This window comes from Candidatus Polarisedimenticolaceae bacterium (assembly GCA_036275915.1).
In the GTDB taxonomy this organism is placed as follows: domain Bacteria; phylum Acidobacteriota; class Polarisedimenticolia; order Polarisedimenticolales; family DASRJG01; genus DASRJG01.
In genome coordinates this window covers 552,814-575,530 of sequence record DASUCV010000004.1, presented here as the reverse complement: position 1 = coordinate 575,530, position 22,717 = coordinate 552,814, and the positions used below count along the sequence as shown (strand labels likewise).

The following is a 22,717-nucleotide window of genomic DNA, read 5'->3' as shown; positions in this document are numbered from 1 at the left end:
CGTTGCGAGGGATGATACGACTAACCTGCCAAACGGAACGCGTTCGCCTTGACGATGAGGTGAACGGGCGCGCCCCGTGACAAGGCGAGCTCGACGATCGACGCGCGGGTGAGGCGCGCGCGGATCGGAGCGGGCGTGAGCACGGTGACGTCGACGCCGCCGTCGGCGTCGGTGAGCGTGCCGACCTTGCCGGCGAGGACGTTGCGCGCACTGGTGCCGTGGATCTGGCCGCGGGCGAGGAGGACGTCCTCCGCGGGGAGGCCGAGGACGACGATCGAGCCGGCGGGGCGGCCGAGCGGGCGCGTCACGACGGTCGTGCCGCCGAGATCGACGCGCGTCTCCTCGGGGCCGTCGGCGAGGACGATGCCGCGGAGCCAGTTCTCGGAGCCGAGCGCCTCGACGCGGCCGAGCGCGCCCGAGAGCACGTCGGCGGTCGGGCCGCTCGCGACGACCTTGCCGGCGTCGAGCGCGATCGTCGTCTCGCCGACGCGCAGGGCCTCGGCGGGATCGTGCGTGACATGGAGGAACGGCACGCCGGCTTCTCGTTGCAGGTCGACGAGCAGCGCGCCGATCGCGGCTCGCCCGGCGGGATCGAGCGCGGAGAACGGCTCGTCGAGCAGGAGGAGCTTCGGGCGCGAGGCGAGCGCGCGGGCGAGGGCGACGCGCTGGCGCTCGCCTCCGGAGAGGTCGATCGGCTTGCGCGCGGCGAGGTTCAAGGCGCCGACACGCTCGAGCCAGGCATCGGGGCGCTCGTTCTCGGGCGCGCCGAAGGCGACGTTCCCGCGCGCGTCCATGTGGGGGAAGAGGAGCGCGTCCTGGAACACGATGCCGACGCGGCGGTCGCGGACGGGAACGTTCACTTGGGTCTTCGCGTCGAAGAGCGCGCGCCCGGTCAGCTCCACGCGTCCTTCCTCGGGCGTGAGCGCGCCGAGGAGGGCGAGGAGGAGCGTCGACTTGCCCGCGCCGGAGACGCCGATCACGGTCGTGATCCCTTCGGCCGCGATCGCGGCGTCGAGGACGAACGTCTCGCGGCGCACGCGAACGGTCGCGTTGAGCGCGCTCACGGCTTGCCTCGTCCCAGCCGGCCGACCCAGAGGAGGACGACGATCGAGACGGCGGTGAGCGCCGCGCACATGAAGAGGGCGGCGACGCTCTCGCCGGTCAGCGTCGCCTCGTACAGGGCGAGCGGCAGCGTCTGCGTCTTTCCCGGGATGTTGCCGGCGAGCATGAGGGTCGCGCCGAACTCGCCGAGCGCGCGGGCGAAGGCCAAGGCGGCCCCGGCGGCGAGGCCGCGGCGCGCGAGCGGGACTTCGACGCGCCAGAAGGTTCTCGCGGTCGCGGCGCCGAGGCTGGCGGCGGCGAGCCGTTGGCGGGGATCGATCTCCTCGAAGGCGACGCGCGCCGCGCGCACGACGAACGGGAGCGCCATCACCGTCGCCGCGATGACGCAGGCGAGGAGCGTGAACGGGATCGTGAAACCGAAGGCGAGACGGATCGGGGCGCCCAGCACGCCGTTCCTTCCGAGGAGCACGAGCAGGTAATAACCGGTGACCGTCGGCGGGAGGACGAGCGGAAGGCTGAAGAGCGTGTCCAGCAGCTCGCGCCCCGGGAAGGGCCTCCGCGCGAGAGCCCAGCCGAGGAAGGTCCCCGTGACGACCGCGATCGCCGTCGCGGCGGTCGCGACGACGAGGGAGATCTCGAGGGCCTGGACGATCACTTCGGCGGGGCGGTGAACCCGCTCTTCGTCAGGACGTCGCGGCCGGCCTTCGATTTCAGCCAGTCGAGGAACGCCTTGGCGCGCGCAGCGCCGGGCGCGTCTTTTACGACCGCGCCCTCGTACACGAGCGGGCCGTGGAGCTTGTCGGGGACCTCGAAGACGAGCTTGACCGCGCCCGCCCCGAGTGCCACGTCGGTCGCGTAGACGAGACCTGCGTCGGCCTCGTTCCTGGTGACGAGATCGACGACCTGGCGCACGTTCTCCGCGAAGACGAGGCGGTCCTTTACCTTGTCGGCGATCCCGGCGGCGGTGAGCGACTCGTCGGCGTAGCGGCCAGCGGGAACGGTCTTCGGATTCCCGATCGCGATCTTCGCGTACATCGGTTTCGCGAGATCGGCGAGCGAGTTGATCTTCGGGCCGCCCTCGTGCGTGATGACGACGAGGCGGTTCCCGGCGATGGCGCCGCGCGTCGCGGGATCGATCTTGCCCGCCGCCCTTAGGCGCTCGACCTCGACCGGCGACGCGGCGATGAAGAGGTCGGCAGGCGCGCCCTGCTCGATCTGCGCCGCGAGCTGGCCGCTGCTCCCGAAGTTGAAGGTGATCTCCTCGCCGGGCGCGCTCGCGACGAACTGCTTCGCCGATTCCTCGAGCGGGGCTTTCAGGCTGATCGCCGCCGCGACGAGGGCGGCCGCGAGCTTGAGGTTCATCACATGCTTCCCAGCTCGGTCATGAGGTGCGCGGCGGCTTCGTTCCCCGTGTAAAAGTTGTCGAGGTCGATCTTCTCGTCCGGGGCGTGGAGGTTGTCGTCGTGGAGGCCGATCCCCATCAGGACCGACGGGACCTTGAGGATGCGTCCGAAGGCGGCGACGACCGGAATCGATCCCCCTTCGCGCGTGAAGACCGGCACCTTGCCGTACGCCGCCTTGACGGCGCGCGACGCGGCCTTGAGCGCGGGGTGATCGGTCTCCGCAAGCCAGGCCTCGCCCGAGTGGATGTGCGAGACCGTCACGTCGACCTCGCGCGGCGCAATCTTCTTGACGTACCTGATGAACTTCGCGGCGATCTCCTTCGGCGTCTGGTTCGGGACGAGGCGCGTCGAGATCTTGGCATGGGCTTCCGCCGGGATCACGGTCTTGGCGCCTTCGCCCTGGAAGCCGCCCCAGATGCCGTTCACCTCGAGCGTGGGCCGCGCCCAGACGCGCTCGAGCGTCGTGTACCCCTGCTCGCCGAAGAGCGCCTTCGCCCCGATCGACTTCTTGAGCTTGGAGTCGGTGTGCGGCAGCTTCTTCATGTCCTTCCGCTCGGCCGCCGTGAGCTTGCGGACGTTGTCGTAGAAGCCGGGGACCTTGACCTTCCCCTTCGTGTCCTTGAGCTGCGCGATGATGTGCGCGAGCGCGAACGCGGGATTGATCACCGTGCCGCCGAACGTTCCCGAGTGGAGATCGCGGCGGGTCCCGCGCACGTCGATCTGGAAGTACGAGAGGCCCCTCAGGCCCCGCACGATCGACGGCGTCTTCTTGTCGAACATCGCCGAGTCCGAGACGACGACCGCGTCGCACTTCAGGAGCGCCGTGTTCTTCGCGACGAACGGCTCGAGGTTGGGGGAGCCGATCTCCTCTTCGCCCTCGAGCAGGAACTTCACGTTGACGGGGCAGGTCCCGCTGGTCTTCAGGTGGGCCTCGAGCGCGTTGACGTGGATGATGAACTGGCCCTTGTCGTCCGACGCGCCGCGCGCGTAGAGGCGGCCGTCGCGGATCGTCGGCGTGAACGCCGGCGTCGTCCAGAGCGCGACCGGGTCTTCCGGCTGCACGTCGTAGTGGCCGTAGAAGAGGATGGTGGGCTTGCCGGGAGCGCCGAGCCACTCGCCGTAGACGATCGGATGGAGCGGCGTCTCGAAGACATCGACCCGCGTGCAGCCGGCCTTCGCGAGGTGCGCCTTGACCCAGCCCGCGGCGCGCTTCACTTCGCCTGCGCGGCTCTTGTCGGTCGAGACCGACGGGATGACGAGGATCTGCTTGAGCTCCTCGAGGTGGCGATCGCGGTTCTCGCGGACGTAGTTCGCGGCGGCGTTCATGACGTTCGGTCCTCCGATGGGGCCGGACATTCTAGAACGGTTTCCCGGCCGAACCGATTGACCTGGCGACACCTTTCGACCTAGGCTCCGGCCCCGGAGGACCACGATGGCTCAAGAAACCCAGAAGGGCGCCGATCAGGGCGCAGGCGAGCACAAGCCGTTCGTCCCGCAGTCGATGGACATGCGGGAGTTCACGTGGGGCACGCTCGTGCTCGGCCTCGTCATGACGGTCATCCTCGGCGCCGCGAACGCCTACCTGGGCCTGAAGGCCGGCCAGACGATCGCCGCGACCTACCCGGCCGCGGTCATCAGCATGGCGTGGCTCCGGATCCGGAAGGGGACGATCCTCCAGGAGAACATCGCCCGGACGGCCGGCTCGATCGGCGAGTCGGTGGCGGCGGGCGCCGTGTTCACGCTGCCCGCATTCCTCATCTCGGGCGCGTGGCCGTCGTTCGAGGGGCCGGGCGCTTATCTGCGCTCGACCGTGCTCATGATCATCGGCTCGGTCCTGGGCGTGCTCTTCGTCTCGCTCGTCCGCCGCGCGATGGTGGAAGATCGCTCGCTGCCGTTCCCGGAATCGACCGCGGCCGCCGAGATTCACAAGGCGGGGCAGCGGGGCACCGGTGCCGCGAAGTTCCTCTTCATGAACATGATCACCGGCGCCGGGGTCATCCTCGGGAGCACGCTGAACCTCTTCGCCTTCTCGAAGGACTGGCTCGTCCACATCGGGCAGCTCGGCGCGAGCAAGGTGCGCCTCGGCGCGGCCGCGACCGCGAACGCGCTCGGGACGGGCGGCGTCACGAAGCTCTCGACCCCCGACACCAGCCCCGCGTACATCGGCGTCGGCTACATCCTCGGACCGAGCGTGGCGTCCCTCAACTTCGCCGGCTCGCTCTTCGCCTGGGGCTTCATGGTCCCGATGCTCATCTACTTCCTCGGGCCGCAGCTCCAGCAGTTCATGCCGGCGAATGCGCCGGTCGACAGCTGGGATGCGACCGCGGTGAGCGTGTGGAGGTTCATCGTCCGTCCGATCGCCGTCGGCGGCATGCTCGTCGGCGCCGCGTACACGATGTTCCGGATGCGCCAGAAGATCGGGCAGGGGCTCGCGCGCGCGGTCAAGGAGCTGTCGGCGGGCGACGCCGGAGCGAAGTCGGTGCGCACCGAGCGCTACATGGCGTCGAAGACGGTCTTCCTCCTCATCGGGATCACGTTTATTGCGATGGCCGCGCTCTACGTCAGCTTCGCGGGCGCCAAGGCGGGGATGACGGCGGCGATCGTCATGCTCATCGCCGGCTTCTTCTTCTGCGTCGTCTCCGGGTATCTCGTCGGCATGATCGGCTCGACGAACAACCCGATCTCGGGAATTACGCTCTCGACCTTGATCGTTGCCGCGCTGCTCATGGTCGCCCTGGGTGTCTCCGGCGAGAGCGGTGTCATCGCGGTGCTCGGGGTCGCTTCGGTCGTGTGCGTCGCGGCCGCCGTCGCGGGCGAGCTCCTCCAGGACTTCAAGGTCGGCTACATCCTCGGCGGCACGCCGCGCACGATCCAGCTCGTCGAGCTGATCGCCGTGGTCGTCGCCGCCCTGGTCATGTACTTCCCGCTCCTCATCCTCTACAAGGCGAACATCGCCCACGGCGGCACCGGCTTCGGCGACCCGGCGCTCTCGGCGCCTCAGGCCAGCCTCATGGCGTTCCTCGCGAAGGGGATCGTCGGCGGCGACATGGCGTGGCCGCTCGTCGTCGTCGGCATCGCTTTCGGCTTCACGATGATCCTGCTCCAGGTGAAGAGCCCGATGCTCGTGTCGGTCGGGATGTATCTGCCGTTCGGCACGACCTCCGCGATCTTCGTCGGCGGGATGATCCGCTGGCTCGCCGACACGATCGCCGAGAGGAAGGGGTTCAACGAGGCGCAGATGGCCCGCTTCGGCAACGTCGGAGTCTTGATCGCTTCGGGATTGATCGCGGGCGAGGCTCTCATGGGCCTCGTCATCTCAGGCCTCGCGATCGGCAATCAGGACGTCAGCAAGTGGCTCACCGGCGGTTATTTCGATCACCCGTCGTACTTCGTGAGCTTGCTCGTCGTCCTCGCGATCGCCGTCCTTCTCATCAAGGTTCCCTTGGACAACGGCGGCGACCCGAACGAGCCCGCGCCTCCCGCCGCGATGATGTAAGGCCGAAGACGGGACAGCTTCCAAAACAAAAGGGGCACTCCGAGGAGTGCCCCTTCGAGTTTCAGAAGCTGTGCGCTTGGCTCTAGCCCTGGTGCGCGACGATGTGCGACTGCACCTTGTCGTACGTCGCCTTGGGGAGGACCTTCTTGTGGAGAAGGTCGTCCTTACCCTTGTAGGGCCGGCCGGCGATGATCTTGTCGGCGTAGGCTTCGCCGATACCCGGGAGCTTCGCCAGCTCTTCCTTCGTCGCCGAGTTGATGTCGACCTTCGGCATCTTCGCGGCGGTCGAGCCGGTGTGGTGGTGCGGGGCCGGCGCAGGGGCCGGAGCCGGGGTCGGCGCCGGCGTCTGGGCCAGCGCGATACCGCTCGCGAACACCGCGGCGGTCAACAGTCCTGCGATCTTCCTCATCTCCCTCTCTCCTTCTCACCCGTTGGGGGGCGAGTCCAGAAAACTCCAGTGCTCCACGATATCGCGAACGACCGGCTCGTCCTTCGCGAGACCCTCTGCCGGGTATGCCGCGCGAAGGACGAAGAGTCGCTGCTTCCGCTGCACGACCCAGTACGTCACCTTCGACGGTGGGCCCTGGGCTCGCACGCGGATGGGGTAATTGAACTCGGTCGCGGGCAAACCTGCAATGGTCGACGGCTGTCTCGTATAGTCGCCGTTCAGGATGTAGTAATACGTCGTCCAGCCGGTGAGCTGTGGGATGAGCGAATCGGGGAGGCTGGCGACCCAGTCTTTCTTGGCCTCGACAAGATCGTAGACGCGCACGGTGAGGAGCGTTCCCTCGGGCGAGCGGATTTCAGCATCGAGATTCTTCCATCCCTGCGGGACGACGTAGCGGATCCCGCGATCGGGGTCGGTCACGGTGCGCTGCGCCTCGGACTTCGGGGCGGCGCAGCCGGCCGTGACGACGAGGACGATCGCGGAAGCGACGCGACCCCTCACCGAAGGGCGGCCTCGCAGCCGAACGCGCGCTTGTAGTCGTCGGGCGTGTCGATGCCGGTGACGACGCCGGCGTCGTCGATCGCGAGCTCGACGCGGTCGGCGTGCGCGTGGACGACGGCGCGCGCGCCCTCGGTGGGGTCGGCCGTCAGGAGCTCGGGGACGAGCCGCGCCGCGAAGAGGCCGGGGTGTCCGCGCGTGCCGTCGTACACGGGAACGACGACGGGAGCGGCCGTCTCGCGGTAGGTGGCGAGGAGCGCGGCGACGGTCGTCGGCTTCACGAGCGGATGATCCACCGGCCAGAGCAGGAACGCATCCGCCGTCTTCGGAAGCGCCAGGATCCCGCACTGCACCGACGACAGCATGCCGGCCCCGGGCTCGGGGTTGACGACGAGATCGGACGACGGGGCGTGCGGCGTGCCGGGCGCGACGACGACCCGGACGATGTCGATCCCCACGTCCTGGAGGAGCCTGCCGATCGCGGCGAGGAACGTCGGCCCGCCGGGTCCCATCGGCAGCAACGCCTTGGGGACGCCCATGCGCGAAGAGGCGCCGGCGGCCAGAACGACCGCCGCGATCATCGCGATGCGGCGAGGCCGCGGAAGCGCACGAGCCGTTCCAGCGCCTCACGTCCCGCGGCCGAGCCGAGTCCCCGGCGCGCGAGATCGACCGCCTCTCCGGCGAGATCGGCGATCGCCGTGCCGTCGACCTTCGCCGCGAGACCCTCCTTCGCCGCCGCATCCATTCCGCGCCTCCACCGCGCGGCGTCGTCGAACACGCGGCCGAGGTGGAGCGCGCGGTCGAGCGCGGCGTCGTCATAGAGGATGCCGGACCACAGCGCGGGCACCGCGAGCACGAGCGGCCCGGGGAGGAGGTCGGCGCTCCGCACCTCGAGATAGCTGTACGAGCGCACCTCGGTGAAGATCGACGAGAGGTGCAGCTCCCAGTCGTCCATCGTGACGCCGTCGCATCCGGCCTGCGCGAGGAGCGACCGGAAGGTCGAGCCGCCGGAGGCGACGAGTCCACGCGCGCGCCTGAGGAACAGCGTCGGGACGTCGCAGACCCACTCGACCCAGCGGTCGATCGAGAAGCCGGGCGAAAACACGATCGACGGCAGATCGCACCGGTCCGGGTCGGTCTCGCGCCAGATCGCCTGGCGGTACGAGGCGTACCCGCTGTCCTTCCCGTCGACCCTGGACGAGTTGGCGAAGAGCGCGACCGCGACCGGCGAGAGGAGCGCCGCCGCGCGGAACTTCCGCGTCCAGTCCTCGTCCGACGCGTAGTCGAACGCGCACTGGATGCTCGCCGTCTGCGTCATCATGCGATGCGCGAGGCGGCCCTTCTCGCCCATGATCGTGCGCATGATCTCGTAGCGCGCCTTCGGCATCCACGGCATCTCGCCGACCGGCACCTCCGGCTGCACGGCGATGTCGAGCCACTTGGCACCGGTCGTGGCGGCGACGGACGCCATCGTATCGAGGTGCGCCGTGACATCCGCGGCGAGCGCATCCAGGCTCGCGGCCGGGCGCGACGACCACTCGACCTGGCCGCCGGGCTCGAGCGAGATGTTCCCCCACGGCGCGTCGAGGCCGATGAGGCGGTCGCCTTCGAGCACCGGCGACCCGGAGCGCAGCGCGCGATAGGCTTCGAGCACGCGCCGCACGGAGGGACCGGTCGCGTCGTAGGGGAGCGGCCGCGCGGTCGCGGCGTCCTGCCCCATCATCTCGACCTCGATGCCGACGAGCCACTGCTCGCGCGGCCGGAAGCTCTCGCGGAAGTACTCCGCGAGCTTCGGGCAGGTGAGCTTCTCTCGGATCACGCGCGGCATCGTCTTGGCTCCGGTCGGGCCCCGATTGTAGGCGAAAGGATAGACTCCCGCAGTGAGCTCCCGCGATCTCGTCCTCGGCATCGGCACCGTGCGGTTCGACGGCTGGACCGCCGCAGCCGCGCGCGCGGCCGACGAGCGCTGGGGCGGCTTCGTGCGTCCGCCGTCGCCGTCGCACGCGCCCGACCTCGTCGCCGAGGCGGTGCGCGGCAACGACGAGGCGTGGCTGCCGCCGTGGGAGCCGGGGGAGCGCTACCGCATCGAGGCCGAGGGCCGTGACGGCACGCTCATCGTGCGCTCGTACGGGTTCAACCTCATGCGCCGCGGCGACGGCGTGTGGACCGTCGCCTTCAAGGACGACGGCGCCGAGCCGCTCGGGCGGGTCGTCGACAACGTCGCGCGCTACCTCGTCGCGCGCTTGGCGCTGGCGCACGGGGGCATCCCGCTCCACGGCGCTGCGGTGCGCCGCGGCGGCCACGCCTACGTCTTTGCCGGCCCCTCGCGCGCGGGGAAGAGCACCGCCGCCCGCGTCTCCGCGCCGGCCGCGGAGAGCCTGGGGGACGACTTCGCCGTCGTCGTGCCTCACGGCCACGCGTGGGCGACCTGCGCGCTTCCCTTCGACAACGCGGAGCGCGCCCCCGAGAGCCCGCTTCCCGGCCTCGTGCCACTCTCGAAGGTCTGCCGCCTCTACCAGGCGCAGGAGCATGCGGTCCAGGCTCCCGGTGCGCCGCTCGCGCAGGCGTCTCTTCTTTCGTGCCTCGCGTTCCCGTGGGCCTGGCCCGACGCGATCCCCGCGGCCGAGGCGTCGATCGACCGCCTCGTGGAAGCGGGGAAGCTCGTCCACCTCCACTTCAGCCCCGACGACGGCTTCTGGAAGCTGATCGAGTAGAATCCGCGCCCCTCAGGAGGAGCCGCCTTGTCCAAGTCGAAGTGGCTGTCCGGTCCGAAGATCGCCCCCGAGCCGATCGCGAAGGGGATCGGCGCCGCCGACCTCGTCGATCGCGTCTTCCTCTCCTACAACGCCGGCCGCCTCCAGAAGGCCGCGCGCCTCTTCGTCGAGAAGATGCTCGCCGACGACGCGTTCGTCGGCATGAGCTTGACCGGCGCGCTCACGCCCGCGGGGCTCGGGCGCTCGGTGATCATTCCGCTCATCCGCGCCGGCTTCGTCGACTGGATCGTCTCGACCGGCGCGAACCTCTACCACGACGCGCACTTCGGCCTCGGGCTCTCGCTCCACCAGGGCACGCACGAGGTCGACGACCGCCTGCTCCGCGCCGAAGGGGTCGTGCGCATCTACGACATCCTCTTCGACTACAAGGTGCTCCTCGAGACCGACGCGTACCTGCGCAAGGTCATGGCCGGCCCCGAGTTCCAGAAGGACATGTCGAGCGCCGAGCTGCACCATCTCCTCGGCAAGTACCTCGCCGCGCGCGAGGATGAGCTGAAGGTCCAGGACACGTGCGTGCTCTCGACCGCCTACCGCTGCGGCGTCCCTTGCTACACCTCGTCGCCCGGCGACTCGTCGATCGGCATGAACGTCGCGGAGCTGTGGCTCAAGAGCCGCGGCCCGCGCCTCGACGTCTGCCGCGACGTCAACGAGACCGCGGCGATCGTCTACGAAGCGAAGAAGAGCGGGGGATCGTCGGGCGTCCTCATCTTCGGCGGAGGATCGCCGAAGAACTTCATGCTTCAAACGGAGCCGCAGATCCAGGAGGTCCTCGGTCTCGACGAAGCCGGTCACGACTACTTCGTGCAGGTGACCGACGCGCGCCCCGACACCGGCGGCCTCTCCGGCGCGACTCCCGGCGAAGCCGTCTCGTGGGGAAAGGTCGATCCCGAGAAGCTCCCCGGCACCGTCGTCGTGTACGGCGACTCCACGATCGTCGCGCCGCTCCTTGCCGCCTATGCGCTGACGCGTCATGAGCCGCGGCCGCTCAAGCGCCTCTACGATCGCCTCGAGCCGATGCTCGACCGCTTGCGCGGGGATTACGTCAAGAAGACAGAGGGGACAGCTTCCGAAACTAACCCAGAGAGCCATGCGAAAAGATGACCGCTCTCACGAGAACAAACTGACCGGCTCTCGACTTTTCCCATGGCTGGTCGGCGTCTCAATCTAAGGGGACGGCATCGGCGAATAGTGATTGAGCACGAGCTGCCACTTGCCGTCCGTCATCACCCACACGCGCGTGAAACGATTCTCGTGCGGAACGGGCTTGCCCCTGTCCTGTCCGACCATCGTGGAGCGGCCGGTTTCCACAGCGGTATTCCCATACACGCGCACGCGAACCTCGGAGGTCTGGATCGATTGGTAGCTCAGCGAGTGCGTCGTGAAGTCGGCAATGACGTCTGCCTTGTTGCGCACGACGCCGGTCGGTCCGATGCCGAGAAAGTCATCGGCGTAGATGCGGCCGAGGGCCGTGGTATCGGCGGCGATCTGCGCGTGTATCCGCTCCTGATCCTGCTGGCGAATTGCCTGCTCGGCTCCCGCCGCATCCGGTGTCCGTACGCTCTGCTGCTGGGCGAGGGCGGCCAAGCAGATCGACGGCACGAGCGCAGCGATGGTCAGCGTTCGTTTCATGCGACCCTCCTTGGGCGACGATCGTAAGCGCAAATCGCGACCGCGGGAGGGTCAGCTCAGGCCGTTCCTCGCCCGATGAGGCAAACGACGGCGGCGAGCGGCTAGCGGAGGGGTAGAGGGAGAACGTTTTCTCGGGGAAGGGCCTTGTTGCGCCCAGCGTACGGCCGCCGAGGAGTCACGTCAATTTCTCCCTAAACCTTCGGCCCCCCGCGCGGGGTCCAAAGGACGAAAAGGAGAGACGACCATGAAGCTCCCCCGCATCGTCCCGATCGCCGTCACGTTCGCGCTGCTCGCGAGCGGTCTCGCCGTCGCGCAAGGACCCGGCCGTTACCGGTCGAGGGGTGGCCAGCTCGAGAACCTCTCGCGCCAACTCGACCTCACGGACGGCCAGAAGGCCCGCGTGAAGGAAATCTTCGCGGCGCATCGCGCCGACGGTCTCGGCGCGGCCGCGCAGGCGTCACGCCAGGCGCGCCGCACCCTCAATCAGCTCATCCACGATCCCGCGGCCGACGAAGGCGCGATCCGCGACGCCGCGGCGCGCGCCACGCAGGCCCAGGGCGACCTCGCGGTCGAGCGCCACAAGATGTTCGGCGAGATCTACGCGATTCTGACGCCCGAGCAGCAGGCAAAGGCGACGCAGCTTCGCCAAGAGCGAATGAATCGAGACGTCCAAGACGCCCAATAGTCCTCCTCCTCCTTGTCCCCTCGAAGCGTCGCCGTCACGGCTGGGCTGCCCTTCACAAGTCGCCGTGACGGCGGCGCCCCTTTCCGGTCCTTCTCCACTCCTAGCCCCTCCCGCGCCGTCGTCACGGTCACGCATCAGGCCCCCCGCGTAGGCCGTGACGGCGGCGCCTCTTTCGTTCACGAAGCGAGGCTGCGAGACACGGTAAGCTCCGCCCGATGAGGAGTCCCGCGCCGGCCACGCTCTCCGACACTCCGCCCGATGACGACCCTCGCGCAGTCTGGCCGGAGCACGTCCTTCGGCTCGGTGCCGAGCTGCGCACGTCGTCCGGTGCCACGCGTCGTCGCATCATGGGCGCGCTGTGGGGCGTGGTCAGCGTCGCCCTCCGCCGTTACGCGCGCCACCATGCTCGCCGATTCGGGCGCCTCGACCCGGAGGAAATTCGGGACATCGCCTCCGACAAGGCGTCAGATCTCGTCGCGCGGATCGATGAAGAAGGATGGGACCCCGCCGCCTCGACGCCGGCGTCGGTCCGGTCGTTCCTCAGCGCGGTCGCGAGGAACGGTGTCGTCGATGCGTTACGCTCGAGCCGGAAGGTGGTGCTCGTGGGCGACGATCTCGAGCCGCTGGAGAGGGGCGGCGTCGAGGGTGGCGGGCAAGACGATGCGGCGATCGGAGGCGAGTTCGTCGATACGCTCCTCGGCTGTCTTTCGGGGCTGACGGCGCGGGCGCGTAAGGCGTGGTTCCTGCGAGTATTCTACGAGTTCAGCTCCGCGGAGATCGCGCGCCATCCCGATGTGGCCTCGAGCCCCGCGGGTGTCGACGCGATGCTCGCGAGAAGCCGCGAGCAAGTCCGGGCATGCATGGAATCGAAGGGGGTGGCCATGCGGACCCTGCCTGTAGGCACGTTCGTCCGATTGTGGGAGTCGACGGTCGAGGAGCGATCGCGGCTGGGTGCGGATCGATGAACGGGCATCTGTCGGAGGATCGCCTGCTCGATCTGGCGGCGGGTCTCGTGGAGCGCTCCCTGGCGGAGCCGCTGCTTGCGCATGTTCGGAGCTGCGGCGCGTGCGAGAGCCGCTTCCGCGACATCTGCGGCGAGCTCGAGCGATCGAATCTCGCGCCGCCGGTCGGTTTACGACGAGCCCGCGTGCGCGTCGCGATCGGGCTTGCCGCCGCGGCGTTGATCGGGATCGTCCTCTTCCCGCTGCTGCGTGTCGCGAAGGCTCCGGGGCCGGCGGAATACTGGCTCCCGGTCGAGAACGACACCGTTGCCCTCCGCGCCGGCCGGCCGCTCGGCGACGACGCCGTCTTCGCCGAGGCGGCCGAGGCGTACGCGCGGCACGACGCGGCACGCGTCATCGGGCTTCTCCGGGACCGGACGATTCCCGAGACCCAGGATCCGCTCAAGCTCCTGTACGCCAGCGCCGCGCTGCATCGTGGCGACGCGCCGGGCGCGCTCGCGACGCTCGAGGCGCTGGAGGTCGACTCGCTGCCGCAACCCTACCGCGATCGTGCGAAGTGGATCGAGCTGGGCGCGCTCCTCGCGCTCTCGCGCGGCGACGACGCGAGACGTCTCGCGGCCGAGCTGGCGGCGCGGCCGGGCGAGTTCTCGAAAGAGGCGGAGCGGTACGTGCGTCCGTGATCTTCAGTGAGGAAGGCCGAGGAGGAAGAAGCCGGCCCAGTACACCGGATGCGCGTAAGGGTGCGCGCCCGTCGCATCGGTGAGGGTGCGCACGTAGCTCCGCGCCTCGCGCAGCGCGCGTGAGGCCTCCATGGGCACGCCGGTCGCGCCGAGCCTGCGGTCCTGATACCGGCCGGTGTAGTTCTCGTAGAAGCGGCTCATCAGGATCGTCGTGGCGCGATCGTCGACCGGCCAGAGGCTCGACAGAACGCGCTTGGCGCCGGCCGCGAACAGCGCCGGCGTGAACCCGTACGGCTCACCGCGCGCGGCGCCGGCCGCGCGCAGCGTCTCGCAACCCGAGAGCGTGATGAGATCGGCATCGAGCCGCCAACCGAGCACGATGTCCTCGACCTCGAGAACGCCGGGATCGTCGCCGGCGCCTTCCGACAGTGCCAGCGCGCAGCGCTCGGGCGCTCCATCGGTGAGCGTGTGCGTCGCGAAATGCAGGACCCGATACGACGCGAGGCGGTCCAGGGCGGCGAGGCGTCCGATCGTCGTCGCCGTCCGGTCTCCTTCCAGCACCGTCGCGTCGTCGAATTCAGAGGCGATGCTGCGTGTCTCGAGGGCGGCATAGTGAAGCTTGGGAAGCGCGCTCAGGGCGGTTTCTCCGCGCCGGTAGGCTGACCTGCCGCCGCGGTGCGCGCTCGGAGCGTCCGCCATGCCGACGAGCTGGTCGACGCGCGTGTCCAGCGAAGAATCCGTGGGACCGGCAACGGCCAAGACGGGCCCGAGCTTCGCGGAGCGACCCTTGGGCTCGTCGTCGGCGAGCAGCGACAGCGTCAGAGCCGAAGGCGCATACGAGACGTCGAAAACATCGCCGAAGAGCCTCCCATTCGCGAGCACCGCCAGATCGATCGGCTCGATCAAGCGCTCGATGACGACATGGTCGACTCCGCGGAGCGACGGAAGGACCGGGTCCAGATTCCAGCGCGACCACGAGCGCATCCACTCGCCGATCTGCGGATCCTCGGAGACGCGGGTCGGCCACGCCGCGGCGCGGTTGAGGACGGCGAAGAGCGGCCCCCACGCTCCGCGCATGACTTGGTCGGACGCCGGGCTCGCGTGCCGCCACAGCGGGACCCAGGCCACCGGCCCCGTCGCGCGCACGACGAACGCGGCGGACTCGGACCGGTCCGGCCCGACGGAGTCGAGCGGAGTTCCCCCCAGGCGCCGTTCGACCCAGCCGACGAGTGCGTCGTTCGGACGAAGGAGCCGTTGGACCCGCTCGAGCGACGGGGCGGCGGGGCGATGGATCTCGAGGAAGCGCTGCGACATGTGCGCGATCTTGGCTCGAAGCGACAGGTCGACGAGGAATGTCGGCGCGGTCGCCGCGTTCCAGGCCGGCGCTCCGCCCGACGACATGATGAGACGCTTGCGCACGTCGTCAAGCCGCCGCCGCTCATAGGTCCAGCTCTTGAACCCTCGAGGGTCGAGGCGCGGCCACGCCCCGAGCGTCGCGAAATCCACGTGCGTCGCGCCTCGCCCGGTTTCGGCGAGCTGCCACGCCTTCTCTCCATCGCCGCGGGCGAGGGCCGCGATGGCCAAGGCATCGAAGCTGTCGAGCGGGAACACGCGCCGCGAATAGCCGCCGAGTTGCCGGCGGCGGAGAGAGACGCAGACGTCCGCGGCGACCCGGTAGCGGGCCTCCGCCTCGGCGTTCCGCCCTTCCAGCGTGAGTCGGTCGGCGACGATCTCCTCGAGCGTCGCGCGGAGCGCATGGTGGGAGAGCCCGAGCGCCTCGAGGCGCCGCAAAGCGTCCTCGGCATAGGGCTGGGCTTCACCACGCCGGCGGGCATGGGCGAGGGTCCACGCCAGCCACGTCTCGTTGTCCGCGATCGCGAACGAGGCCTCGGGGGCGGCGATTCTCCGAAGGGCGAGGGCTCGCTCGTAGAGGTCGACCGAGGGAGCGTCGTCCTCGCCCCGCATCCAATCGGCGCGGAGCTGAAGGAGCTCCGCCTGGAGGGCCGGGTGCCCTTCTTTCCGTGCGGCGAGCAGCGCGTCGGCCTCGTCGTAGAGCGAGTGCGCTCGGGCCCGATCGCCGCGGAACCGCGCCGCGCGGCCGCGCCTGAGCAGCGATTCCACGATCGCCGGATCGCCTTGCGGAAGAACGCGTCGGCGTGCATCGATCACCGCGCCCAGCACGTCGTCTGCCGTCGCCTGGTCGCCGGCGAGATGAGCGACGACCCCGACCCTGTGGAGCGCCAGGAGCGTATTCGGATGTGTGGCGCCCCATCGGCGGTCCGACTCCTCGAGCTCGGCGATCGCCCGGTCGAACGCTTCCGCAAAGCGTTGCTCGGCGACCAGCGACTCCAGCGCCGCGCTCGACGTCGAGGTCGCCTCGAGATCGACGAACCCCGAGCGCCGCCCGGATGCGGCCCACGCGGTCGAGCCGACGGCGAGGACGAGGGCCACCAGGATCCGCAAACGCATCGGGCCCTTCTTACGCGCACGCGGATCGTCCGGCAACAAGTTCGCGACCTCCGGCGTCAGATCGGACCTCGTCCCACGACTCATCGTTGAACGCGGCCGCATGCGACGGGCCGAAGGGGGGAGGACGAATGAGAGCCAGGTCAGGCTGGGGCATCCCGATCGTGCTGTTGCTGGCGTCCGGCGCTCCGCGCGTCGCGCTCGCGCAGCAGGAGAAGTCCGGTCAGAGCTTGGGCGAGGTCGCGCGCTTCGCCGGCTCGTACGGGGACAAGGTCGACATCGCGGTGCCACCGTTCCATGGCATCGAGCCGTCCCTCGCCCTCGAGTACGACTCGTCGCGCGGCAACGGGTTCGCCGGCGTGGGCTGGGCGCTCGCGGGCGTCGATTACGTTCAGCGCCCGCACCAGTCTCTCTACGAGAACAACGCGCTCGGCGGCGATCCGATCGTCCAGTGCGACACGCAGTCGCTCAGCCCGAGCTGCAACTTCACGAACGTCCCGACGTCGCTCGACGCCGGCGATCCTCCACCGGACGGAGGTCTCTCCGATCCGCCGACGGAGGACCCGACGGCGCCGGATTCGACCGACGCGACCCCGCAAGCCCTGTCCTACGCGACCCGGCACGAGACATTCGTGAAAATCCGCCGCGACCCGACCCCGACGACCGACACGTGGATGGTCTGGGACAAGGACGGCGTGAAGAAGGTCTACGGTGGTCCGGGCCACCTCTTCTCCGACTATGGCTCGGTCTTCCGCTGGTACCTCGCGAGCAAGACCGATCGCCACGGGAACATGGTGTATTACGACTGGACGTGCGAGACCCAGCCCGGTTTCAACGGCGATCAGATCAACGCGGACTGCTATCCCAGCGCGATTCGCTACCGCAACGTGACGATCTCGATCCTCCGCGAGACGCGCCCCGATACGATCCTGTTCGCGACCGGTCAGCCGGTCCACGGCGGCTGCACGTCGTGCGGAAATCTTCAGATCATGCTGGGCCGGACGACGAAGCGTCTCAAGTACGTCATTGTGAAGGTCAACGACGGGACCGGCGACAAGGTCTTCCGCGCGTACGTCCTGACCTACAAGACGTTCGTCGACGAGCCGACGGCCACGCGCCGCTCGGTGATCGGGACGGTTCTGGAGTACGGGACCGACACGACCCTCAAGGCCGACGGGACGCCGAACACCGCAGGCGCGAGCGCGCTCCCGACCCGGAGCTTTTCCTATACCGGCGCGACGCAGCCCACGCTGACCACCGCGATCAGCTCGGGCACGGTCAACGGCATCTACTGCGCTGCCAACGGCGGGCCGCTCCTCTCGGGAGACTTCGACGGGGACAAGTGCGCCGATCTCATCGACCGCTCTCCGACCGGCTCGTTCTTCCCACGAGTCTTCCTGTCGAACTGCGATGGGACCTTCAAGCCGCCGGTCCTCATCGCCGTACCGTACTGGAACCTCGACGCCTCGCGGTGGAGATTCGGGGATTTCAACGGAGACGGGAAGACCGACCTCGCGGTGCTGACATCCCTCGGCTCCTCGGAGCCGGTGCGGATCTACCTCTCGCAGGGACGCGATCCGGTGACCGACAACTTCAAGGGCTGGACCTACGTCCCCGGCTTCAACCACACCATCGACGGGAGCACGAATCAGTACCTGCGGCAGGCCGATCTCGCGCGCTATCAGAACGGCGACTTCGACGGCGATGGGCTCACCGACTTCGCCGTGACGCAGGGCCAGTGCACCGCCGTCTACCCGACCCCGTGCACCGACACGAAGCCGATCGACATCGTCCTCGCGCGCATCGTCAACGGCTCCTTGACCTGGGTCCACACGAACGGCCCGACTCACTCGGTGACCTACGGCCTCGACGGCGACCCGCTGTACTCGGTGCGGCGAATCAAGTACGCCGATTTCAACGGTGACGGGCGCACGGACGTCGCCGTGATCGAAGGCGACGACACCCAGGCCGGCGGGATCGCGCGCCCGGCGGTACCGATGAGCATCTACCAGTCCGGCCTCGAGCCGGCCGGAGCGAGCTTCACCGGCGGCTTCACGGCGTTTCCCACACGGGGGCCGGCGATCCCGTACCGGCGGCAGCCGTTCATCGTCTCCGCCGGGAACATTCAGGACGACCAGCGCGTCAGATTCGGGGATTTCAACGGCGACGGGATGACCGACATCATGGTCGTGCACGGGAATTCGCCTCCGTTCGAGTCGACGCTGGCGAACGTCACCGTCCACCTCTCGCATGGCGCGGACGGGTTCTTCGCGGCGCCGATCACCGGGCCTCAGATCTACATCTACAACAACGAGTATTCGTTCTTCGACCCGGGCTGGGTCCCGCTCGGCGATTACAACGGCGATGGCCGCACCGACATCGGCTTCAACACGGGCATCGGCTCGAATGCCAACGTCTACCTGTCGGAGGGGTTCTCGTCGACATCGATCAACTTCAGCAACTCCATCGGTGCGGCGAGCGGCTACCGGTTCGACTGCGGCCTCACCGCCGACGTCAACGGCGACGGGAAAGACGACCTGATCGATACGCAGAGCAGCCCGGTCCAGGTGTACCTGTCTTCAGGATCGCCCCCCGATCTTCTGAGCACCGCCACGAACGGTCAGGGCGGGAAGATCACCGTGACCTACACGCCGTCGTCCCGATGGAAGAACGTCGACGGCCCGCCGCTGCAGCAGACGGTCGATTCCACCACCGTGGAAGACGGACGGGGCCAGTCGGCGCACACCACCTTCAGATACGACGGCGGGCGATTCGACAAGACCCAGCGCCGGTTCCTGGGGTTCCGGTCGGTGACGGCCGGGCTGCCCCTGACGGCGTCCGACGGCGTGGTCCAGCCGTTCAAGCGCACGTGGTTCGTCCAGGACTACCGTGCGCCGACCAGCCTGATCGACAAGGAACAGCTCTTCCGCTCCGACCCGGATCTCGGCGGTGTCCTTCTGCGCGAAGAGCAGCACGAGTACTACCTCGGCGGCCTGGGCGCACAAGGAGGCGTCTGCGACGGCGATCAGACGGACGACGTCGCGCCGTTCGTCGCGCTCCAGACCGGAATCACGACGACCGATTACGACGGCTCCGGCAATGCATGCCCGAATCCGTGGGCGGCCGGAAGCCTCTGTGCGTACGGCCGGCGCACGCGCTCGGAAATGCAGTACGACGTCATCAACCCCAACTTGGCGTGCGTGGCCGACGGACGCCTCAGGCTCCGCCTCGGGTTCGGCAATCTCACCGAGCAACGCTCGTACGGCGACTGGGACGCCGCCGACGGCGAGGAGAACACGGTCGACTACGTCTTCCCGTCGGTGCCGAACGGCGACTACTACGTCGTCGGCAAGCCCGTGCGCAAGGTGACGACGTCAGGGACGAGCCCGGGAGGAGCGATTCTCGAGCAGGAGAACTACTTCTACGACGGCACCACCCCGGGAGACGGCTCGACGGGATGGGACTCCACGCCCCAGAAGGGCGATCTCACCGCGAAGGCGCAGTGGCTGAACCTCCCGGTCTCGAAGTACGTCGTCGAGAAGTACGAATTCGACTCGTACGGCAACAAGACCCGCGTGTACGACGCCCTCGGCAACCCCACGACCACCACCTACGACTCGGATGACCATGTGATCGTCGCGAGTCAGATCAACGCGCTGAATCAGACGGTGACGTTCGGCAATCTCGACCGGGTCTGCGGTCTGGCACGCACGGCCACCGATCCGAACGGCGGGGTGACGAACAACAGCTTCGATGCCTTCTGCCGGCCCGCGCGGATCGATCATCCCGGCGGCCGCTTCGACCTCTTCACCTACGCCTTCAGCGCCACGAATCCGGAGAGCCAGTACGTTCGCACGGAGTCTCCGGGGCCGAACGCGACGAATCTGTACGTGCAGAAGCACTTCGACGGACTCGGCCGTGAGTGGAAGGTGCGGCGGAGCGGTCCCACGACGTCACAGGAGATCGTGACGACGACGGGATACGACGCCCGGGGGAACGTCGAGACGACGACCGACGCGCGCTACGCCAACGAGACCGCCCAGACGACGACGCGCACCTACGACGCCTGGGGCCGTTTGACGCGCGGTCAGCACCCGGACGGCAGTGTCGTCACGGTCGCCTACGCCGACCGCAACGGCACCTCGACCACGACACGCACCGACGAGGAGGGCCACGCGGTCGCCGACGTATTCAACGGCTTCGGCAAGGTGACGCAGCACTTCGAGCCGAGGGCCGGCGGTGGAACGATCGAGACGCAGTACATGAACTTCCCGCAACGGACTGAGACGTACGACGCCTCGATGACCCGCTTCGTCAGCCAGCGAGACAGTCTCGGCCGGGTGATCCAGGAGCAGCACCCCGATCGCGGCGTCTGGACTTACGAGTATTACGACAACGGCCCGCTCCTCCGGGTGACCGACGCGATGTCGCCGGGGCAGATCACCGAGTTCGCCTACGACGCGATCCAGCGAAAGACATCGAAGACGACGCGGAAGGGAGCGGCCGGCCAGGCCATCGTGACGTGGAGCTACGATCAGCCGCGCACCGGCTACTTCAACGTCGGCCGGCTCACGCGGACGACCGACATCACGGGGAGCGAGACGTTCGACTTCGACCTCGCGGGTCGTCCCGTCAACAAGGTCCGGACGATCGGTGGCACCAGCTACACCTTCCAGTCGGGTTTCGATCTCGGCGACCGTCTGCTCTGGCGCACCTTCCCGGACGGCGACGTGCTCGGCACCGTGGGGAACCCGATCCTCTACGACGACGGCGGCCGTGTCGTCTCCCTACCGGGGTACGTCTCCGGCGTTCAATGGACGGCCTGGGGCAAGCCGCTCTCGTGGTACGACCTCAACAATACGACGGCCGTACGCACCTTCGATCCGGCGCGTCACTGGCTGAACACGAGCCACGTCGAGAAGCCCCCGTCGCAGAGCTGCCAGCTCTACGCTCCGCACAGGAACATGTGCATGATCGACACGCCGTGTCCGGACGATCCGATCTGCTATCCCAACTCCGAGGTCTGCTGCCAGGCGATCCCGGCGCTCGTCGTGCAGGACCTCGTCTACCAGCACGACCACGAGGGGAAGATCACCCGGGTCGACAGCCTGGCCTATCGCGGTGGCTGGACGTACGACTACACGCCGAACCATTGGCTGCAAGGGGCGCACAGCTTGTCGTCGTCGGCCTACGACCAGATCCTCACGTACAGCGACACCGGAAACGTCGTGACGAACTCGCTCAGGACGGGGAGCTACGTCTACCAGTCGCCGTCGAACTCGGGCGGATGGCGTTCGCACGCGGTGAGCGCCGTGGGCTCCGATGCGTACGGCTACGACCGGAACGGCAACCAGATTTCGCGCCCCGGCCAGGTGATCACGTGGGGAGGCGACAACCTGCCGACGCGCGTCAGCCCTCCCGGGACGTACGTGGGCGCTCTCGATCTCGAGTACGACGCCGACGGACGCCGCATCCGTAAGACCCGCTGGCTCACGACGAACTCGACCGAGGTCACAGTCTACCCAGAGGAAGACTACGAGATCGTGGGGAGCGAGACGACGAAGTACTTCCACCTCGGTGACGTCCTCGTCGCGAAGAAGAAGGGCGGCCAGGCCTTCTGGCTCGCGACCGACGTGCTCGGAACGCTCCAATCGATCACCGGCCCGACGGGCGACCCGGTCTGGAACCAGTCGTATTCGCCCGAGGGCGACCGCAACGTGCTCGGTTACCCGCACACGGAGACGCGCGGATTCACGGGGGAGAGGGAGGACGAAAGCGGCCTCATGCAGATCGGCGCCCGCTCCTACGACCCCGCGCTCGCGAACTTCATCTCGCCCGATCCGACGATCCCGGATCATCGCGTCGTGAGCCTGAACCCGTACGCTTACGCCGGCAACGACCCGATCAACCGGATCGACCCGACCGGTTTCAGAGACGCCGAAATCGAGCGCAGGCGCCCCGACGAAGATCACGCTCAGGAGTTCGCGACCGCGGCGGCGGACGCGACACGGACCGCGTCTCCCGCGACCAACGGGAACCAGCCGGTCGCGACGGTCGTCGACAAGAACGGCATCCCGATCTACATCTTCTCGATTCCCAAGGAACCCGGCGCGGGGACGGTCCGGGTCGAGTTGTTCATCGCGACGAAATCGGCGTTGGTGCTGAAGGGCGACAACCGTGGCTTCGACAACGGCCCCAACGACGACAACTCACGGGCGATCTTCTCTCTCAACTTCGACCAAGGGGTCGGCAGCATGAAGGTCAACCCCTCGAGCTTGGCGAACGGCAGTGACAAGACCGCGCCGCTTCCGCTGGGCAAAGGGAACGAGCTCGTCGTGACCGCGGGGGGCGATTCGGTATCCATCGGTGCGGGCCTCAAGAACTCGGTCATCGGCGGTCCATCCATCAACCTAAACTTCACGGTGAAGGCCACGCAGGACTCCGTGACTTTCAAGGGTGTGCGGAACTCGTACCCGTCCCTCGAGGTGACCCGGAACGGTCAAACGTGCGACGGTTGCCGGGTCAAGGAGGGCACACCGCTCAATCTCTTCGACATCGTCCCGAAGTCCACGTTCCAAGGTGGGTTCGCGAGACATTGACGTCCGGGGGCATCT

The 22,717-nt window shown here is 68.4% G+C and carries 17 protein-coding genes; 7 read left to right on the top strand and 10 right to left on the bottom strand.

From position 1 onward, the window contains the following. Positions 1-20 precede the first annotated feature (20 nt). Genes VFV19_04825 through VFV19_04810 form a run of 4 tightly spaced genes read right to left on the bottom strand, consistent with a single transcriptional unit; the run spans position 21 to position 3,791 of the window. A complete protein-coding gene (locus VFV19_04825; GenBank protein ID HEX4823609.1) occupies positions 21-1,064 on the bottom strand; it encodes an ATP-binding cassette domain-containing protein in 1,044 nt (347 codons plus the stop codon). Continuing rightward, on the bottom strand, positions 1,061-1,717 hold the full coding sequence (gene modB, locus VFV19_04820; GenBank protein ID HEX4823608.1) for a molybdate ABC transporter permease subunit: 657 nt from the start codon (positions 1,715-1,717) through the stop codon (positions 1,061-1,063). The genes VFV19_04825 and modB overlap by 4 nt, the downstream gene beginning before the upstream one ends. Continuing rightward, positions 1,714-2,424 carry a molybdate ABC transporter substrate-binding protein gene (gene modA, locus VFV19_04815; protein ID HEX4823607.1) on the bottom strand — a complete coding sequence of 237 codons (711 nt, stop codon included), beginning with the start codon at positions 2,422-2,424 and terminating at the stop codon, positions 1,714-1,716. Before modA ends, modB begins: the two co-directional genes overlap by 4 nt. Next, complete coding sequence (locus VFV19_04810; GenBank protein HEX4823606.1) at positions 2,424-3,791, bottom strand: dipeptidase; 1,368 nt, start codon at positions 3,789-3,791, stop codon at positions 2,424-2,426. The genes modA and VFV19_04810 overlap by 1 nt, the downstream gene beginning before the upstream one ends. A 106-nt stretch (positions 3,792-3,897) precedes the next feature. Between VFV19_04810 and VFV19_04805 the strand changes: the two genes are divergently transcribed. Further along, entirely contained in the window at positions 3,898-5,961 is a 2,064-nt protein-coding gene (locus VFV19_04805; GenBank protein ID HEX4823605.1) for an oligopeptide transporter, OPT family, read from the top strand. A gap of 82 nt (positions 5,962-6,043) precedes the next feature. Here VFV19_04805 and VFV19_04800 read toward each other — a convergent pair whose 3' ends face one another. Genes VFV19_04800 through VFV19_04785 form a run of 4 tightly spaced genes read right to left on the bottom strand, consistent with a single transcriptional unit; the run spans position 6,044 to position 8,735 of the window. Further along, positions 6,044-6,370: a helix-hairpin-helix domain-containing protein gene (locus tag VFV19_04800; GenBank protein HEX4823604.1), complete on the bottom strand. Its 327-nt coding sequence runs from the start codon at positions 6,368-6,370 to the stop codon at positions 6,044-6,046. 15 nt (positions 6,371-6,385) lie between these two features. After that, complete coding sequence (locus VFV19_04795; GenBank protein HEX4823603.1) at positions 6,386-6,910, bottom strand: hypothetical protein; 525 nt, start codon at positions 6,908-6,910, stop codon at positions 6,386-6,388. Beyond that, positions 6,907-7,488 carry a nucleotidyltransferase family protein gene (locus tag VFV19_04790; protein ID HEX4823602.1) on the bottom strand — a complete coding sequence of 194 codons (582 nt, stop codon included), beginning with the start codon at positions 7,486-7,488 and terminating at the stop codon, positions 6,907-6,909. The genes VFV19_04795 and VFV19_04790 overlap by 4 nt, the downstream gene beginning before the upstream one ends. Further along, positions 7,485-8,735 carry a glutamate-cysteine ligase family protein gene (locus VFV19_04785; GenBank protein ID HEX4823601.1) on the bottom strand — a complete coding sequence of 417 codons (1,251 nt, stop codon included), beginning with the start codon at positions 8,733-8,735 and terminating at the stop codon, positions 7,485-7,487. Before VFV19_04785 ends, VFV19_04790 begins: the two co-directional genes overlap by 4 nt. Before the next feature lie 52 nt (positions 8,736-8,787). Between VFV19_04785 and VFV19_04780 the strand changes: the two genes are divergently transcribed. Together VFV19_04780 and speY are read left to right on the top strand one after the other, a co-directional pair. Beyond that, on the top strand, positions 8,788-9,621 hold the full coding sequence (locus VFV19_04780; protein ID HEX4823600.1) for a hypothetical protein: 834 nt from the start codon (positions 8,788-8,790) through the stop codon (positions 9,619-9,621). 27 nt (positions 9,622-9,648) lie between these two features. After that, the gene (speY, locus tag VFV19_04775; GenBank protein HEX4823599.1) at positions 9,649-10,782 is read left to right on the top strand and encodes a deoxyhypusine synthase; all 1,134 of its coding nucleotides are present in this window, start codon (positions 9,649-9,651) and stop codon (positions 10,780-10,782) included. 63 nt (positions 10,783-10,845) lie between these two features. Here the strand turns inward: speY and VFV19_04770 are convergent, their stop codons facing one another. Further along, positions 10,846-11,310: a nuclear transport factor 2 family protein gene (locus tag VFV19_04770; GenBank protein ID HEX4823598.1), complete on the bottom strand. Its 465-nt coding sequence runs from the start codon at positions 11,308-11,310 to the stop codon at positions 10,846-10,848. A 244-nt stretch (positions 11,311-11,554) separates the two neighbouring features. On the opposite strand from VFV19_04770, the gene VFV19_04765 reads away from it, so the two are divergent. The 3 genes from VFV19_04765 (at position 11,555) to VFV19_04755 (ending at position 13,637) form a co-directional block, all read left to right on the top strand. Continuing rightward, entirely contained in the window at positions 11,555-11,995 is a 441-nt protein-coding gene (locus VFV19_04765) for a Spy/CpxP family protein refolding chaperone (GenBank protein HEX4823597.1), read from the top strand. Positions 11,996-12,210: 215 nt separating this feature from the next. Continuing rightward, positions 12,211-12,960 carry an RNA polymerase sigma factor gene (locus VFV19_04760; protein ID HEX4823596.1) on the top strand — a complete coding sequence of 250 codons (750 nt, stop codon included), beginning with the start codon at positions 12,211-12,213 and terminating at the stop codon, positions 12,958-12,960. Next, positions 12,957-13,637 (top strand): hypothetical protein, encoded by a 681-nt coding sequence (locus VFV19_04755; protein ID HEX4823595.1) that lies wholly within the window; start codon positions 12,957-12,959, stop codon positions 13,635-13,637. Before VFV19_04760 ends, VFV19_04755 begins: the two co-directional genes overlap by 4 nt. A gap of 3 nt (positions 13,638-13,640) precedes the next feature. Here the strand turns inward: VFV19_04755 and VFV19_04750 are convergent, their stop codons facing one another. After that, the gene (locus VFV19_04750) at positions 13,641-16,106 is read right to left on the bottom strand and encodes a CHAT domain-containing protein (protein ID HEX4823594.1); all 2,466 of its coding nucleotides are present in this window, start codon (positions 16,104-16,106) and stop codon (positions 13,641-13,643) included. Between the two features lie 128 nt (positions 16,107-16,234). On the opposite strand from VFV19_04750, the gene VFV19_04745 reads away from it, so the two are divergent. After that, positions 16,235-22,702, top strand: a complete 6,468-nt coding sequence (locus tag VFV19_04745; protein HEX4823593.1) for an FG-GAP-like repeat-containing protein — start codon at positions 16,235-16,237, stop codon at positions 22,700-22,702. The last annotated feature ends 15 nt before the right edge of the window (positions 22,703-22,717 follow it).

Coding starts and splice junctions, on each gene's coding strand:
- VFV19_04810 (HEX4823606.1), bottom strand. CDS start 3,791: ATGAACGCCGCCGCGAACTACGTCCGCGAGAACCGCGATCGCCACCTC.
- VFV19_04800 (HEX4823604.1), bottom strand. CDS start 6,370: ATGAGGAAGATCGCAGGACTGTTGACCGCCGCGGTGTTCGCGAGCGGT.
- VFV19_04745 (HEX4823593.1), top strand. CDS start 16,235: ATGAGAGCCAGGTCAGGCTGGGGCATCCCGATCGTGCTGTTGCTGGCG.
- VFV19_04765 (HEX4823597.1), top strand. CDS start 11,555: ATGAAGCTCCCCCGCATCGTCCCGATCGCCGTCACGTTCGCGCTGCTC.
- modA (HEX4823607.1), bottom strand. CDS start 2,424: ATGAACCTCAAGCTCGCGGCCGCCCTCGTCGCGGCGGCGATCAGCCTG.
- VFV19_04755 (HEX4823595.1), top strand. CDS start 12,957: ATGAACGGGCATCTGTCGGAGGATCGCCTGCTCGATCTGGCGGCGGGT.
- VFV19_04770 (HEX4823598.1), bottom strand. CDS start 11,310: ATGAAACGAACGCTGACCATCGCTGCGCTCGTGCCGTCGATCTGCTTG.
- VFV19_04785 (HEX4823601.1), bottom strand. CDS start 8,735: ATGCCGCGCGTGATCCGAGAGAAGCTCACCTGCCCGAAGCTCGCGGAG.
- VFV19_04790 (HEX4823602.1), bottom strand. CDS start 7,488: ATGATCGCGGCGGTCGTTCTGGCCGCCGGCGCCTCTTCGCGCATGGGC.
- VFV19_04760 (HEX4823596.1), top strand. CDS start 12,211: ATGAGGAGTCCCGCGCCGGCCACGCTCTCCGACACTCCGCCCGATGAC.
- VFV19_04805 (HEX4823605.1), top strand. CDS start 3,898: ATGGCTCAAGAAACCCAGAAGGGCGCCGATCAGGGCGCAGGCGAGCAC.
- VFV19_04750 (HEX4823594.1), bottom strand. CDS start 16,106: ATGCGTTTGCGGATCCTGGTGGCCCTCGTCCTCGCCGTCGGCTCGACC.